The sequence below is a fragment of the Haloarcula marismortui ATCC 43049 genome (genome assembly GCF_000011085.1).
In the GTDB taxonomy this organism is placed as follows: Archaea; Halobacteriota; Halobacteria; order Halobacteriales; family Haloarculaceae; genus Haloarcula; species Haloarcula marismortui.
This window is the reverse complement of record NC_006396.1, coordinates 1,978,164-1,992,089: the sequence shown is the minus strand read 5'-3', so window position 1 is coordinate 1,992,089 and position 13,926 is coordinate 1,978,164. Positions and strand designations below refer to the sequence as shown.

The following is a 13,926-nucleotide window of genomic DNA, read 5'->3' as shown; positions in this document are numbered from 1 at the left end:
GCCCTGCCAAGGTTCCCGTATGGAACTCGACCCAGCACAGACCGCCCTGATTGTCGTTGATATGCAGAACGGCTTCTGCCACCCCGATGGGAGCCTCTATGCACCGGACAGCGAAGCAGCCATTGAGCCCTGTGCCGAACTCGTCGACCGTGCCCGCGAAGCCGGCGCGAAGGTCGTATTCACCCGCGACGTGCATCCGCCCGACCAGTTCGAGGACACCCACTACTACGACGAGTTCGACCGATGGGGCGAACACGTCGTCGAAGGGTCCTGGGAGACCGAACTCGTCGATGACCTCGACCCACAGGACGAAGATCTGGTCGTCGTCAAGCACACCTACGACGCCTTCTACCAGACGGAACTGGAGGGATGGCTCGACGCTCACGGCGTCAAGGACCTGGCTATCTGTGGCACGCTCGCGAACGTTTGCGTGCTCCACACTGCCTCTAGCGCTGGCCTCCGTGACTACCGACCAGTTCTCGTCGAGGACGCCGTCGGCTACATCGAGGACGAGCACCGCGAGTATGCACTGGAGCACGCTGAGTGGCTGTTCGGCGAACTGACTGACCGAGGCGGCCTCACGTTTGCCTGACGGATGGCTGAAGACTTGGCCTACGAACAGGCGGAGCAGGCCCACACCGAGCGCTACGGGAAGTCATAGCTACGTAGAGTCGTCACCGGCCGCGCCCCGTTCGATAGTTACTCGGACTTCGTCGCCACGGGCGAGGTCGATGTCCTCGCCAACGAGCTTCGCACCGAAGCGCTCGCGGCCACAGAACAGCGCGATACCGGTTATGGGCTCGCCGTTTGCCAGCACGGCCACGTCGTCCCACGCGACCGTACGGCCGTCGGCTGTCCCGACGTGCTGGCCTGCAAGAGCCGCGGCGCCAGCATTATCATCGCCCAGCAGGCCACCGCCCGAGTAGTGGGGCAAGCCGCCGTCGAGAACGCCCGAACCGTCGCCGCCAACATCGTTGGCGATGCCGACGAAGGAGTCACCGGGGGCCGGATGGGCAGGTTCGTCGAGCCGGGCCCACGTTTCGCCGCCGTCAACGACGGTGCCGGTCCCGTCCCAGAACACCGGCGTCACGTCGGCGGCCACGTCGACCGGCAGCGACCCCGACGCCCGGTAGGGGTTCGCATCAGGGTCGCGGAAGCCGAGGTGGATGTGGTTCGGAACCCACGGCGCGAAAAAGCCCGCTCGCACCAGCGCTCCGAGGTCATCGCCGACAGCGACCGTTTCGCCGGGTTCGACGGCGGGGTCGACATGCAGCAGCCGAGCCACAGTGTCGCCGGTGTCGATCAAAATGAGGTGGTCGTGCTCGGCCGCGTAGGCCTTTGGTGGGGCCTGAACCGTCTTCGTATCGACGACCTCGCCGGCGACCGGCGACGGCGCACGTTCGCCGTCGGGGTAGAGGTCGATAGCACATCCCTCGTCGTGGGCGTCGAACGGCGAATTGTACAGGGAGAACCGGTAGTACTGGAAAAGCACATCCCGCGATATCGTGACGGGCATCGACGGCGATTAGGGGTGTATCGGTATGGCTCTGTCGTCCGAAGGTTCAAGAGCTATCCCGGGGCCACCGCTTCGTGTGCGCTGACGACGACCGCGGCGGGGGCAGCGGGTGTGCGACACGTCCCGCCGCGACGGCCATGTGTCGCCTGTTCGCTATCCACCGCTGCGGGGTCACCTGTTGGACCGGCGGACTGTTTTAATCCGACGGGACCGTACCGCTCGGTTATGCGTCTGCTACGGGGCCGCGCCACCGACCCCGAAACCGACTTCGAGCGGACCCGCGAGATAGCCGAAACGGTCGCCGAAGACCGCGAGCCAGCCCTGCGAGTCTGGCGACCGCACAGACAGGTCGCGTTTGGCCGCCGTGACGCGAACAGCGACAGCTATGACCGGGCGTGCCGGGCCGCTCGCGACCGGGGGTACACTGTCATCGAGCGCGCCGTGGGAGGTCGCGCCGTCGCCTACACCGGGTCGACTGTCTCGTTCTCCCTCGCCGTCCCGACCGAGGACCCGCGAGGAACTATTGATGACCGCTACGAGTGGGCTAAAACCGCTGTGCAGCGCGCACTTGAGGACTGCGGCATCACCGCCCGGACCGGGGAACCGGACGCCGCGTTCTGTCCGGGGAGCCACTCGATTCAGGCCGACGGGAAAATCTCGGGGCTCGCCCAGCGTGTCCGCCAGTCCGTCGCTGTTATCGGCGGCATCGTCGTCGTTCGAGACCACGAGGCTATCGCTGAGGTGCTGGCTCCCATATACGAGTCACTCGATGTCCCGTTCGACCCACAGAGCGTCGGGAGCGTCGCCAACGCTGGGGGGACCGACGACCCTGAACAGGTCATCGCGGCGCTGGAGCGGTCGCTGGCTGACGGCCGCGACGTGTCGGTGAGCGCTATCCGAGAGACTTAGGGGCGCGCCCGGCCGACTGGGCGTATGCTCATCCGTAACGCGACGCTGCCGGACGGCCGCCAGCGGGATGTCCGGGTTCGTGGCGAGTCCATCGCCGAGGTCGGCCGCGACCTCGACGCGTCCGACCAGCACGTTATCGAAGCGACCGGCAAGCGGTTGTTCCCGGGAATGATTGACGTTCATGTCCACTTCCGCCAGCCCGGCTACCCCCACAAGGAGACGTGGGAGAGCGGGTCCCGGTCCGCGGCGGCCGGTGGCGTTACGGCTGTCGTCGACCAGCCAAACACCGACCCGCCAACCATCGACGGCGAGTCGTTCGATCAAAAAGCCGAGTTCGCTGCCGACTCTGTCGTCGACTGGGGTATCAACGGCGGCGTCACGGCCGACTGGATTCCGAACGTCCTCCTGCGCCGTCGGCTGTTCGCACTCGGCGAAGTGTTCCTCGCGGACTCGACCGGTGACATGGGTATCGAGGCCGACCTGTTCGCAGACGCACTGGAAGCTGCCACCGACAACGACGTGCCGGTCACCGTCCACGCTGAGGACGCCGATTACTTCAACGACGACGCCAAGGCCCGCGACGACGCGGATGCCTGGAGCGCGTTCCGGACTGCAAAGGCCGAAGAGAAAGCCGTCGAGCGGGCCTGCGAAGTCGCGCAGAAACACGATGCGACGATACACATCGCGCACACGTCCACCCCGGAGGGTGTTGACATTGCCAGCGAGGCCGGGATGACGACCGAGGTGACGCCACATCACCTGTTGCTCTCTCGGCGCGACCTCTCGGAGCTGGGCACGTTCGGGCGGATGAACCCGCCTCTGCGCCGCGAAAAACGCCGTCAAAAGCTCTACGAGCGCGTCGTGGACGGCACCGTCGATATGATCGCGACGGACCACGCGCCACACACCCGCGAGGAGAAAGACGCCGGCATTTGGGACGCGCCGTCGGGCGTCCCCGGTGTCGAGACGGTCCTCCCGCTCCTACTGGCTGAAGCTCGTGACCCGGACAGCGGGCTCACCTACGAGCGTGTTCGGGACCTCACTGCACGCAACCCGGCCGACGTGTTCGACATCCCACAGAAGGGTGCCATCGAAGCCGGCAAGGACGCCGACCTCGTGCTCGTGGACACGACCGAGACGAGTGAGATCAGCGGTGCGGCGCTCCACTCGAAATGCGACTGGACGCCGTTCGAGGGCCACGATGCGGTGTTCCCTGAATGGACGATGGTCCGTGGGACGGTCGTCTACGAGCGCGGCGACGCGCTGGAAGCCGACGACAGCACTGCTCAAGAGGACGTGTTCTACGATCATCAGGGCGAAAACGTCCGCGGTGCGGACAGCGAGCGGCTAGAGTAACGCCGCGACGACTGACGTCCCGACCATTATCCCGCCGCCACCGCCACAGAGCCGGGCCATTGCCCGCCGCGAATCGCGTTCGGTCCAGTTGCTTCGCGTGTCCATGTGTTCCTGCATAGCTTCGATGCCGCGGCCGGCGAGTATCGACCCGGACCAGCCCAGCAGGCCAAAGCCGAACACCATCGCGCCGAGGGCGAACACCGTCGCTTCACTCGACCGCGCATCACCGGTGTAGAGCGTCCAGCCTGCCATTCCGAGGCCGCCAAGCAGGAGGCCGACGACCAGTCCGCTCCCCACCAGTCGCGCACGGACCGCGACGTACTGCCGGAGTGGCGGTGGGTCACCACGCTGGGCCATCAGTCAATCGCGTCGCGCATCCGCGGATCGAGTGCGTCCCGCATCCCGTCACCGAGCAGATTGAACCCGAGCACGGTGATTGCGAGGAACAGCCCTGGGAAGAAGGAGAGCCACCACTCGCCGGTCAGGAGGCCGTTCTCGACACCGCGGGATAGCATCAGGCCCCACGATGGCGTCCCTGCCTGCGCACCGAACCCGAGGAACGACAGCGCCGCGAGGTCGATGATGGCGAGCCCGAAGTTCAGCGTGGACTGGACGGTAATCGGCGCGAGCGTGTTCGGCAGGATGTGCCGGACGAGAACTCGCGGGTCGGTCGCGCCAAGCGCAACTGTGGCGTCGACGTACTCGTCTTCGAGCACTTTGAGCGCGGCCCCGCGGACGACCCGGGCGAACCGCGGCGTGTACACCAGCACGAGCGCCACCACGGCCCGCCAGAGCCCGAGGTCCCGCGGGAAGATGGCGACCAGCGCGAGCGCGAGCAACAGTGGCGGGAACGCCAACAGCACGTCCATCGTTCGCATGATGACGTTGTCGGTCACGTCGCCGTAGTACGCCGCAATGATACCCAGGCCGACACCGACGGTAGTCGAGGTGCCGACGGTAATCGTCCCGAACTTCAGGGCCAACCACGCACCGTACAGGCTCCGCTTGTAGATGTCACGGGCCGCCGCGTCCGTGCCGAACAGTTGCTGGTTCGCCGGAGCGGGACCGAGCCAACCGGGCGGCGCGCGGTCGGCGATTTCGGTGCCGAGCTGCGAGCTCGTAAGCGCGCCGAAGTCGTAGGTCACGCGGGCGTAGATGGCGACAGCGGCCATGCTGAGGATAATCGTCAGCCCGACGACGGCGAGGCGGTTCGTCAGCAGGTCGGCGAGGAACGGGGACGCCCGCAGGCGTCCCAACGTGCCCCGTGTCTCGGTGTCCGTACTCATTGTTGAATCCGTGGGTCGAGATAGCTATAGGTGACATCGACGAAGAGGTTCACGAGCGTGAACAGCAGGGCGAAGGTGAGCACCGTTCCCTGAACCACCGGGTAGTCAGAGACGCCGATGGCGGTGACGATAGTCAGCCCCATCCCGTTGATACCGAACACGGTTTCGGTCAGGACTGCCCCGCCCAGCAGCGTGCCGAACTGGATGCCGATGACGGTGACGACCGGAATCAGCGCGTTTCGGAAGCCGTGTTTCATCAGCGTGATCTTCGCGCCCTGCCCTTTCGCCCGCGCGGTCCGGATGTAGTCCTGACGGATGACTTCGAGCATCGAGGAACGCATCATTCGTGAGATGAGCGCCGTCGAGTAGACGCCGATGACCACCGCCGGCAGGAACAGGTGATGGGCCGCCGAGAGGAACGCCTCGGTGTTTCCAAGCAGGATCGTATCGAGCGTTATCATCCCGGTCAGGGGCAGCTCACGGCCGAACAGCGTCCAGGTGTCGGGCAGGAACAACGTCGAAGCGATACGCCCGCTGGTCGGGAACACGTCGAGGTACGTCGAGAACAGCAGGATGAGCAACGGTCCGGACCAGAATATCGGGACCGAGATACCAGTCAGCGCCCCGATCCGAGTGACGTGGTCAGTCAGTGAGTCCTGCTTGACCGCGGAGATGATGCCCAGTGGCAGTCCGAGCAGGATGCCCGCCGCCTGGCCGTAAATCGCGAGTTCGAGCGTGATGGGGAGCCGGTCCGAGATGACCGAGCGGACGCTGTTCCCGCGGCTGATGCTGTAGGACTGGCCGAAGTCGAACCGTGCCGCGTCCCACAAGAAGCCCAGATACTGTTCCCAGAGCGGCCGCCGAAGTCCCAGCTCAACACGTATCTGTTCTAGCTGTTCGGCCGACGCTCGCTGGCCGGCAATAATGATAGCCGGGTCCCCCGGAGCCAGGTGGAGGATCGCGAAGACGACCGATGCGACGCCGAACAGGACTGGGATGAGCAACAGCAGCCGCTTGATGACGAACCGTGGCGGTACCACCGGCTCGACCAGCCTGAAAAGAAACTGTGTCCAGTTCATTCGAAAGTTCTCTTAGAGCGCTACTGCAGCTCGACCGTGTTAAGATACGGGCCACCGACAGAGCTGACGGTGTAGGAGTCTTCAACGACAGTCTCGTTGACTGCTCGGAGCGTCTCGGCGTAGTCGAGGAACACCCACGGAGACTCGTCGTAGGCTAGCTGGCTGGCCTCTTCGTACATCGTCTCGCGGTCGCCCTCCGCGTAGGTCCGCTGGGCTTCCCGGACGAGTTCCATGTAGTCGGTGTTGGCCCAGCCGGACACGTTGAGGGTGTTGTACCCGTCAGAATCGAAACTGACCCAGTCCTGCCCGTCGGGGACGGCGTCCATCTCCACCTGTGGGTCCAGCAGGACGTACAGGAAGTTGTCCGGATCGGCATTGTCGGTGTACCAGCCGAGGAAACACGCGTCGTGTTTCCCGGCCGACGTGTAGTCCAGATACGGCCCGAAGTTGGAGAACTGGTTGATGTTGACCGTCAGACCGATTTCCTCCAGGTCCGACTTCACCTGATTCGCCGTGTTGACCGGGCTGGGGTTGTATCCCCGAGGGTTCGAGAACGTCGCGAGTTCGAACTCGAAGCCGTCGCCGTAGCCCGCCTCTTCGAGCATCGATTGCGCCTGCTCCTTGTCCGTCGGATACGGGTCGAGGTCGTCGTTGTGTCCGAGCACGTCCGGCGGGAGCGGCTGGGAGGCCTGCGTTGCAAAGCCCTGATAGATCTGGTTGACGATGGCCTCGGTGTTGACAGCGTGGGCGATGGCCTGGCGGACCTGCCGGTCCCGGAACGGCTCGAACCGCGCCATGTTCATCGCCATGTAGCCGTGGTTGATGCCGTCCTTCCGCAACAGGGTCGCCGTTCCGCTTTCCTCGGCGCGCTGGAATCCGGAGGAGTCGAGGTTGTCCGTGATGTGTGAGGCCCCGTTGATGACGTCCTGCACTCGCGTGCTGTTTTCGGTGATGGTCTTGAAGATGACCGTCCCGACGTTCGGGCCGTCACCCCAGTAATCGTTGTTGGCCGTCAACCGAATACGCTCGTTCGGGTTGTCAAGGGTATCGAACTGGAAGGCCCCAGTGCCTGCGGGTTCACTTCCGAGGTCGGCCTGACTGTCGCCCAGCGATTCGATCTGGGCTTTCGAGAGGACTGCCGAGGCGAACATCGCGAGGTTCCGCAGGAACGGCGCGAACTGCTGTGTAAGCTCGATTGTCAGCTCGTAGTCCTGACTCGCGTCAACGCTTTCGATCCAGTCGCCAAGCGTGAACGGACCGTACCCCGACCGGGTATCATCGCCGAGGTAGTACTCGTAGTCGCTCTGGGTGAACCGCTGCCAGGTCGCCTTGAAGTCTGACGCGGTGAACTCCTCGCCGTTGTGGAACATCACACCCTCTCGGAGGGTCAGCGTTGCGGTGGTTCCCTCGAGAGTGTAGTCGGTTGCGAGCGCGTCTTCGAGCTGGCCGCCGCTCCCGGCTGCGAACTGGATGAGGGTGTCAAACACCTGATTGGTGACCTTCGCCACCTCGCCGCTGGTCGACTGCTGTGGGTCGTAGTTTTCCGGGTGGTCACCGCGGGCGTACACGAGCGTCTGGTCGCTTCTGCCGTCCCCGCCGTCGCTACCAGTGCCGTCGCCACCGTCTCCACCTTCGGTTCCGCCACCATCACCGCCGTCGCCGGAACAACCTGCGAGCGTTGCGGCTGCCGCGGCACTGCCGGCCGCGGTAAGGAAGCTTCGTCTGTCGATAGAATCACCGGATGACATGGGACTTTGTTCAAACAGATCTATTATAATTGTACCGGATAGAACAATGATTCTGCTATATATCTCCTGAGAGTTATGTGCAGCTAAGTAATATTATTCAGGTACTGTCGCTGTCATTCTGGTCGTAAAGGTGACACGCTGCTGGGTGGGAGTCCGGCTGGAGTTCGGGGTGCTGTGTCTCACAGACGCTCTCGAATCGATCCTGTAGCACCGATGCGGCGGCGTCCCAGTCCTCGTCCGCGAGATGCTCAATCGACGTTTCGACGACGCGGCGGTTCTCTCCGGCCAGGTCCGTTTCGAAGAACCGGTCGAACATCGTCTGTTTGAACGCGGACATCGGCACCTGTCCCCTGCCGCTCGGCTGCTCGGTGAGGTTCGCGCCGCCGTCCGTCGCCGCTGTGGCGCTGTCGGCGTCTCCGGCCTGCTCCCGAACTGCATCGATGGAGATGGCCTCGTCCTCGACCCGTTGCCGGTAGTCCATTACCTCGCGGTACGTCTCCTGCTCGATGTCGATATCTGGTGGGATGACCTCGGGACAGCGAGTCCGGAAGTGACAGCCCGACGGTGGGTCAATCGGTGATGGAACGTCGCCCTTCAGCAGTATCCGGTCGGCTTCCACGGTCGGGTCTGGTTCCGGAATCGCCGACATGAGCGCTCGCGTATAGGGGTGTTTCGGGTCCGCAAACAGGTCCGGCGTGTCGGCGACTTCGACCACTTCGCCGAGATACATCACCGCGACGCGGTCACAGATGTGGCGAACCACGCTCAGATCGTGAGCGATGAACAGGTACGTCAGGCCGAACTCATGCTGGAGGTCCTCCAGGAGATTGATTATCTGGGCCTGCACGCTCACGTCCAGCGCCGAAACGGGCTCGTCACAGACGATGAAATCGGGGTCGACGGCGAGCGCGCGGGCGATGCCGACGCGCTGGCGCTGTCCGCCGGACAGTTCGTGCGGGTAGCGGTCGTACTGGTCTGGGTCGAGTCCCACCGCCTCCATGAGGTCCGCCACGCGCTCGACCCGCTGCTCGCGGCGTGAGCCGTCACCGGTGTCTTCCGGGAGGTCATGAATTTTCAGCGGCTCCATAATCGTCTGGCCGACGGTCATCCGTGGGTCGAGGCTGGACATCGGGTCTTGGAAAATCATCTGCAGGTCCCGACGCACCTCTCGCAGGCCACTTTTATCAAGCTCCGAAAGGTCTTGCCCGGCGAAAACTACTTTCCCATCTGTCGGTTCGAGTAGCCGGAGGATGGTTCGCCCGGTCGTCGATTTCCCACAGCCGGACTCGCCGACGAGCCCCAGCGTCTCGCCCTCGTAGATGTCCATCGAGACGCCGTCGACGGCCTTGACTGACTCCGGCTCGCGGCCAATGTACTTGTCCAGCAGGTCGTCGGCCCGCGAGAAGTGCTTTTTCAGCCCGTCGACTTCCATGAGCTGTCTGTCCGTTCGCGTCGTCTCCGTCGCGGCAACGCCGGTGTCGCCGGTGCCGTACTCGCTCGTGTCGAACGATTCGTGGATGCACTTCGAGCGGTGGGTGACATCGTCCGGACCGTGCTGGAGAGACGGAATCTCGCCCTCACGACACTCGGGTTCGGCCCATGGACAGCGGTCGGCGAAGTGGCAGCCACTGGGCATGTCGATGAGGCTGGGGACGTTCCCTTCGATTGGCGTCAGTCGCTCTGTCCCCTCGCCCGGTATCGATTCGAGGAGCGTGTACGTGTACGGGTGTGATGGGTTCTGGAATATCTCCTCGACCGGCCCTTCCTCGACGATTTCGCCGGCGTACATCACGGCGACGCGGTCGCAGGTCTCCGCGACGACGCCGAGGTCGTGCGTGATGAACAGCACCGACATCCCGAGGTCCGCCTGCAGGTCGTCGATGAGGTCCAGAATCTGCGCCTGAATGGTCACGTCGAGCGCCGTCGTCGGCTCGTCGGCGACCAGCAGCTTCGGGCGGCACGCCAGCGCGATGGCGATGAGCACGCGCTGGCGCATCCCGCCGGAGAACTCGTGGGGGTACTCGTTGACACGGTCGGCCGGTTCCGGGATACCGACCTCCTCCAGCAGCGAGATAACGTCAGACCGGATCTCCTCGTCCATCTCGCTGCCCCGGCTGATCGAGGGCGTGATCTCACGGACGGCGTTGAACCACGAGTCGTTTCGCTTGCTCCCGTAGCGGTGAAGGCGCAGGCTCTCCGCGACCTGTTCCCCGACCGTTATCGCGGGATTCAGCGAGGTCATCGGGTCCTGGAAGATCATCCCCATATCGCCGCCGCGGATGTCCCGCATCACCCGCTCCGGGGCTGCCGTCAGGTCAACGTAGCCGTCGGTAATCGTGACGGGCGCGTCACCGGTCTCCGGGAGGGCCTTCTTTGGGGCTTCCTGAATGAACTGCTTTGCCAGCGTCCGGTCATCGGCCGTCGTCTCAAGCGACGCGGGGAGCCGACTCCGGTCGACCGTCGCCGCGTCGATGGTGATGAAGCCGCTGCCTTCGTCGGCTGTCCGTACTGCCTTCGGATACTGCCGGGACAGCCGTGTGACTGTCCCAAGTGCGCCAAACCGGATCTGCCCGCCGGCGATGTGCCCGGGCTCGTCGACGATATCCATTGCCGATAACGCTGTGACAGATTTCCCCGATCCGGATTCGCCGACCAGACCGACGGTTTCCCCCTCCCTGACAGTGAGGTCGATGCCGTCGACGGCTTTGACGGTGCCGCGGTCCGTCTCGAACTGGGTACGGAGGTCAGATAATGTTAAGAGGTCGCGCATCTGTCCCCTTCTTCTCAAAATACCAGTAAAACTGTTGTGCCACTGTCCCACCAACAATTTATCCCGGCCGCCGCCACACTCGACGTATGAACGACCCTGCCGACCCCGAATCTAACCCCTTCGACCGTGTCGTCGGTCACTGGGAGCAGGTCATCGAGGATATGGCTGCGACGGCCACACAGTACCGAGACGACGGGCGCGAGGCTATCGAACTCCACCCCGGCGACGTGACGGTGCTGACCGGTGAGCCGCGGACGATGGCCGAACAGACCGGCGAGTACGAGCCCGAAACCCGGCGACTCGGCTTTGATGTCGTGGTTCCCGGCGATGAGTTCCGGCGCGTCGCCGACGCGCTCGAAGACCGCACCGTCGAGCGCAGCGAGGTGTTCCGGGCGACCGACGACGGGATGGTGTTCCTGCTTGTCGCGCTGGAATGTGGCGACGACCTCGCCGTGCTCGTGCCGCTATACTACGACCGGACCGAGCGCGCGGACCTCTCGCAGGTCGCCGCCGACCACGGACTGTACTCGCATATCCGACCGCTTAGCGACGACGAGGTAGTTACCGTCACTCACGAGGACCCTGAGCCGTTCTTCCCTGACTGAACGCCAGTCTAAGACCGGTCCCCAGCTGCGTGACTATGACTGCTCACGCACCTGGGTCAATCGGTACGCCGGCACGTCGAAGGCGATGCCATAGAGCACCCGGTTACCGATGACACCGACACCGAAGCCCGAGAGGACGGCCGCGAGTACGAGTGTTATCGGCGCATCGGAGAGCGTTACGAGGCCGGCAACAGCCCCGGCAAGCACGACGAACGACGCCAGTGCGGCGACCTCCGGATAGACGCCCGGGACTGCGTCGTGTTCGACGACAGCCACTGCGATACCCGTCAGGAGACCGAACCCGACAACCACCGGCAGTACGTCGAACAGGGCTGTCCCTGCCTCAGCATAGCCAAGCACCGCGCCGCCGATGCCGATGGCCAGGTCGGTCCGTAGCACTTTCTGTGTCGCTTCGTGGACCGACATCGACGGCTGGGCGTCGGGGTCGATGTCGTCCATCTCAGCCGTGGCTACTCGTCAACCTGGAATTCATTGCCACACTCCGGACAACACACCTCGTCGTGTCGCAGCGCCGCCGACTGCTCGCGGACCTCCCGCATCACCGAGGAGATCCGGTCTTCGGCCTCCATCTCGTCTTCGACGGCGAGGTCGACGCCCTCGACTTCGAGGAGGAATTTTGCGACTTCGGTAGCCTCGTACATCACGTCATCGAGGTCCTCAGCGGTGAAGAAGTCACACATCGCGCCGTAGAGGAACGTCGCGCCGGCCTTCCGGACTTTGTCCTCGAAGGCAGCGCGGGCCTGATTAACCGCCTGTGGCGTGTACGTGTCCGTCATGAACGGGACGAGTTCTGGGAGGTTCTCCCCGATTTTCGTCATCTCGACGCCAGTTTCGGTCCGGAAGTCAGCACAGAGGCGGGCGATGGCCCACTCGCGGGCGGTGATGTACGTCCGGTCCCGGAGGAAATCGTTCGCGCGGTCGTAGGTCCCGCCCTCGATTTTCTTGAAGCGGTCGTACTTCTGTACGTCGGACGGGACGTCACTGGCTTCAGAAACCGCTGTCCCGCTGGTTGGCTCGGCCGGTGCTGTCCCCTCGGTGGCCGAGTCGGCGGGGCCGCTTTCCGTGGTCTCGCCGTCGTCGGCCCCGTCATCCGCGGCCGCCGGGTCGTCCGGCTGGTGGCCGGCCGAACCGTCGTCTGCCGCCTCGACATCCGTCTCGTCCGGCGGTGCGCCCTCAGTCATAGCCGGGAATGCGTGCCCGCGGTGAAAAAGGGTATCGCCGCCGCCCCGCTGTCATGGTCTTTCCCCGACAGTTCAGCCGGGTGGCTTTTTTACCGCTCCCATGCATGGCCCGACTATGAAAATACTGCTCGGTGTCGGAGGCAGCGAACTGTCCTACCAGGCACTGACCGAAACACTCGACCGCGTCGCGGAAACAGGCGACGAACTGACCGTCGCTGTCTTCGACAACGAAGACAACGACGCCGACCTCGAAGCGGTCCAGCAACGGATACAGGAGCGTATCGACGAAAGCGGGCTCGAACCCCCGATTCGCCGTGTCGAAGGCACCTCACCGGGAAGTGAGCTGGTGAACATCGCTGAGAGCGAAGGGTTCGATAGAATCGTCCTCGGCGGTGGCGGCCGCTCGCCGCTCGGAAAGATACAGCTCGGCCCCATTGTCGAGTTCGTCCTGCTGAACGCACAGACGCCGGTGACTCTCATCCGATGACTCGCACCTACCCAGACGAACCCGCCGAAGAGTTCCCACAGCCACCGCGGACGATCACCGACCGCGAGGACCGCTCCATCGACGTCATCCCTGCGGACGACGCCGATACGGAGAGCCTCGTCGAGATGTACCTCGACTTCGACCCCGCCGACCGGGCGCAAGGCATCCCACCGGTCAAAGAGGAAGCTATCCGCGAGTGGCTCGACACGATCCTCAACGGCGACTGTGTCAACGTCGTTGCCAAACACGACGACACTGTCGCCGGCCACGCGACGCTGGTCCCGGACAACGAGGACGAGCACGAACTCGCTATCTTCGTGTTACAGGCCTACCAGGGTGCTGGTATCGGGACAGCGCTGGTCGAGACGCTGCTGGGTCAGGGACAGAGTAAAGGCATCGACCACGTCTGGCTCACCGTCGAGCGGTGGAACGACCCGGCGATCTCGCTGTACGAGAAGGTCGGGTTCGAGATCAGTAGCGCCGAGAGCTTCGAAATAGAGATGGCGATCCGAATCTAAACGGTGAGGACCGGCTGGCTAGCGTATTCGATGACGTAGATCGCCGCGCGCCCGACGGCCTCTTCGCTTCCTTCCTCGCGTGGGACGACGATGAAATCCGAATCGAGGTCCTCCGCCACGTCGAGGACGACGCTGCCCGGCGTCTGCATGAGTCGTGTCTCTGAGAACGCGGTCGCGGACGACGTTTCGAACACGCCGTCGTGTGCGTCGCGGAACCGGTCTCGGATGCTCTCGGTGAACGCCTGGTGCTCCTCGGCGATCGCGGTCGCGCTCACGTCGCCGCTATCGATATCCTGGTGAAGTCGTTCGTCGATGACGAACAGCAGGTGGAGGTCGGCGTCATACCGCTCCGCAACGGCGATCGCGTACTCGGCCGCTCGTTCCGACTGGTCGCTGCCGTCGACCGGCGCGAGTACGAGGTCGATATCCATCACTCGCCACTGTGACCCC

At 64.2% G+C, this 13,926-nt stretch carries 15 protein-coding genes; 6 read left to right on the top strand and 9 right to left on the bottom strand.

Going from position 1 to position 13,926, the window contains the following annotated elements:
* The first annotated feature begins 19 nt into the window (after positions 1–19).
* On the top strand, positions 20–592 hold the full coding sequence (locus tag RR_RS13940; protein WP_004958835.1) for a cysteine hydrolase family protein: 573 nt from the start codon (positions 20–22) through the stop codon (positions 590–592).
* A 69-nt stretch (positions 593–661) separates the two neighbouring features.
* On the opposite strand, the gene RR_RS13935 is transcribed toward RR_RS13940, so the two are convergent.
* Positions 662–1,516, bottom strand: coding sequence for a hypothetical protein (locus RR_RS13935; protein WP_011224101.1), 855 nt, complete (start codon positions 1,514–1,516; stop codon positions 662–664).
* A 225-nt stretch (positions 1,517–1,741) separates the two neighbouring features.
* On the opposite strand from RR_RS13935, the gene RR_RS13930 reads away from it, so the two are divergent.
* Together RR_RS13930 and RR_RS13925 are read left to right on the top strand one after the other, a co-directional pair.
* Positions 1,742–2,425, top strand: coding sequence for a lipoate--protein ligase family protein (locus RR_RS13930; protein ID WP_011224100.1), 684 nt, complete (start codon positions 1,742–1,744; stop codon positions 2,423–2,425).
* A gap of 24 nt (positions 2,426–2,449) precedes the next feature.
* A complete protein-coding gene (locus RR_RS13925; protein WP_007189334.1) occupies positions 2,450–3,781 on the top strand; it encodes a dihydroorotase in 1,332 nt (443 codons plus the stop codon).
* On the opposite strand, the gene RR_RS13920 is transcribed toward RR_RS13925, so the two are convergent.
* The 5 genes from RR_RS13920 to RR_RS13900 all read right to left on the bottom strand — a co-directional run bounded on the left by RR_RS13920 (position 3,773) and on the right by RR_RS13900 (position 10,664).
* Positions 3,773–4,138: a DUF7268 family protein gene (locus tag RR_RS13920; protein ID WP_011224099.1), complete on the bottom strand. Its 366-nt coding sequence runs from the start codon at positions 4,136–4,138 to the stop codon at positions 3,773–3,775. The two genes, RR_RS13925 and RR_RS13920, sit on opposite strands and share 9 nt — an antisense overlap.
* Positions 4,138–5,067, bottom strand: coding sequence for an ABC transporter permease (locus RR_RS13915; protein WP_007189332.1), 930 nt, complete (start codon positions 5,065–5,067; stop codon positions 4,138–4,140). Before RR_RS13915 ends, RR_RS13920 begins: the two co-directional genes overlap by 1 nt.
* Entirely contained in the window at positions 5,064–6,146 is a 1,083-nt protein-coding gene (locus tag RR_RS13910; protein WP_011224098.1) for an ABC transporter permease, read from the bottom strand. The genes RR_RS13915 and RR_RS13910 overlap by 4 nt, the downstream gene beginning before the upstream one ends.
* A gap of 20 nt (positions 6,147–6,166) precedes the next feature.
* Positions 6,167–7,894, bottom strand: coding sequence for an ABC transporter substrate-binding protein (locus tag RR_RS13905; protein WP_011224097.1), 1,728 nt, complete (start codon positions 7,892–7,894; stop codon positions 6,167–6,169).
* Positions 7,895–7,991: 97 nt separating this feature from the next.
* Complete coding sequence (locus RR_RS13900) at positions 7,992–10,664, bottom strand: dipeptide ABC transporter ATP-binding protein (RefSeq protein WP_011224096.1); 2,673 nt, start codon at positions 10,662–10,664, stop codon at positions 7,992–7,994.
* Positions 10,665–10,750: 86 nt separating this feature from the next.
* On the opposite strand from RR_RS13900, the gene RR_RS13895 reads away from it, so the two are divergent.
* Positions 10,751–11,269: a DUF7529 family protein gene (locus RR_RS13895; protein WP_011224095.1), complete on the top strand. Its 519-nt coding sequence runs from the start codon at positions 10,751–10,753 to the stop codon at positions 11,267–11,269.
* 33 nt (positions 11,270–11,302) lie between these two features.
* Here the strand turns inward: RR_RS13895 and RR_RS13890 are convergent, their stop codons facing one another.
* Positions 11,303–11,728 (bottom strand): hypothetical protein, encoded by a 426-nt coding sequence (locus RR_RS13890; protein ID WP_004958803.1) that lies wholly within the window; start codon positions 11,726–11,728, stop codon positions 11,303–11,305.
* Positions 11,729–11,739: 11 nt separating this feature from the next.
* Entirely contained in the window at positions 11,740–12,471 is a 732-nt protein-coding gene (locus RR_RS13885) for a DUF5806 family protein (RefSeq protein ID WP_011224094.1), read from the bottom strand.
* A 115-nt stretch (positions 12,472–12,586) separates the two neighbouring features.
* On the opposite strand from RR_RS13885, the gene RR_RS13880 reads away from it, so the two are divergent.
* Together RR_RS13880 and RR_RS13875 are read left to right on the top strand one after the other, a co-directional pair.
* The gene (locus tag RR_RS13880; RefSeq protein WP_049938972.1) at positions 12,587–12,958 is read left to right on the top strand and encodes a universal stress protein; all 372 of its coding nucleotides are present in this window, start codon (positions 12,587–12,589) and stop codon (positions 12,956–12,958) included.
* On the top strand, positions 12,955–13,476 hold the full coding sequence (locus RR_RS13875; protein ID WP_011224092.1) for a GNAT family N-acetyltransferase: 522 nt from the start codon (positions 12,955–12,957) through the stop codon (positions 13,474–13,476). The genes RR_RS13880 and RR_RS13875 overlap by 4 nt, the downstream gene beginning before the upstream one ends.
* Here RR_RS13875 and RR_RS13870 read toward each other — a convergent pair.
* Complete coding sequence (locus RR_RS13870) at positions 13,473–13,907, bottom strand: universal stress protein (protein ID WP_007189327.1); 435 nt, start codon at positions 13,905–13,907, stop codon at positions 13,473–13,475. The two genes, RR_RS13875 and RR_RS13870, sit on opposite strands and share 4 nt — an antisense overlap.
* Between the last annotated feature and the right edge of the window lie 19 nt (positions 13,908–13,926).

Coding starts and splice junctions, on each gene's coding strand:
- RR_RS13890 (WP_004958803.1), bottom strand. CDS start 11,728: ATGGACGACATCGACCCCGACGCCCAGCCGTCGATGTCGGTCCACGAA.
- RR_RS13925 (WP_007189334.1), top strand. CDS start 2,450: ATGCTCATCCGTAACGCGACGCTGCCGGACGGCCGCCAGCGGGATGTC.
- RR_RS13885 (WP_011224094.1), bottom strand. CDS start 12,471: ATGACTGAGGGCGCACCGCCGGACGAGACGGATGTCGAGGCGGCAGAC.
- RR_RS13940 (WP_004958835.1), top strand. CDS start 20: ATGGAACTCGACCCAGCACAGACCGCCCTGATTGTCGTTGATATGCAG.
- RR_RS13935 (WP_011224101.1), bottom strand. CDS start 1,516: ATGCCCGTCACGATATCGCGGGATGTGCTTTTCCAGTACTACCGGTTC.
- RR_RS13910 (WP_011224098.1), bottom strand. CDS start 6,146: ATGAACTGGACACAGTTTCTTTTCAGGCTGGTCGAGCCGGTGGTACCG.
- RR_RS13875 (WP_011224092.1), top strand. CDS start 12,955: ATGACTCGCACCTACCCAGACGAACCCGCCGAAGAGTTCCCACAGCCA.
- RR_RS13915 (WP_007189332.1), bottom strand. CDS start 5,067: ATGAGTACGGACACCGAGACACGGGGCACGTTGGGACGCCTGCGGGCG.
- RR_RS13895 (WP_011224095.1), top strand. CDS start 10,751: ATGAACGACCCTGCCGACCCCGAATCTAACCCCTTCGACCGTGTCGTC.
- RR_RS13900 (WP_011224096.1), bottom strand. CDS start 10,664: ATGCGCGACCTCTTAACATTATCTGACCTCCGTACCCAGTTCGAGACG.
- RR_RS13880 (WP_049938972.1), top strand. CDS start 12,587: ATGAAAATACTGCTCGGTGTCGGAGGCAGCGAACTGTCCTACCAGGCA.
- RR_RS13870 (WP_007189327.1), bottom strand. CDS start 13,907: ATGGATATCGACCTCGTACTCGCGCCGGTCGACGGCAGCGACCAGTCG.
- RR_RS13920 (WP_011224099.1), bottom strand. CDS start 4,138: ATGGCCCAGCGTGGTGACCCACCGCCACTCCGGCAGTACGTCGCGGTC.
- RR_RS13905 (WP_011224097.1), bottom strand. CDS start 7,894: ATGTCATCCGGTGATTCTATCGACAGACGAAGCTTCCTTACCGCGGCC.
- RR_RS13930 (WP_011224100.1), top strand. CDS start 1,742: ATGCGTCTGCTACGGGGCCGCGCCACCGACCCCGAAACCGACTTCGAG.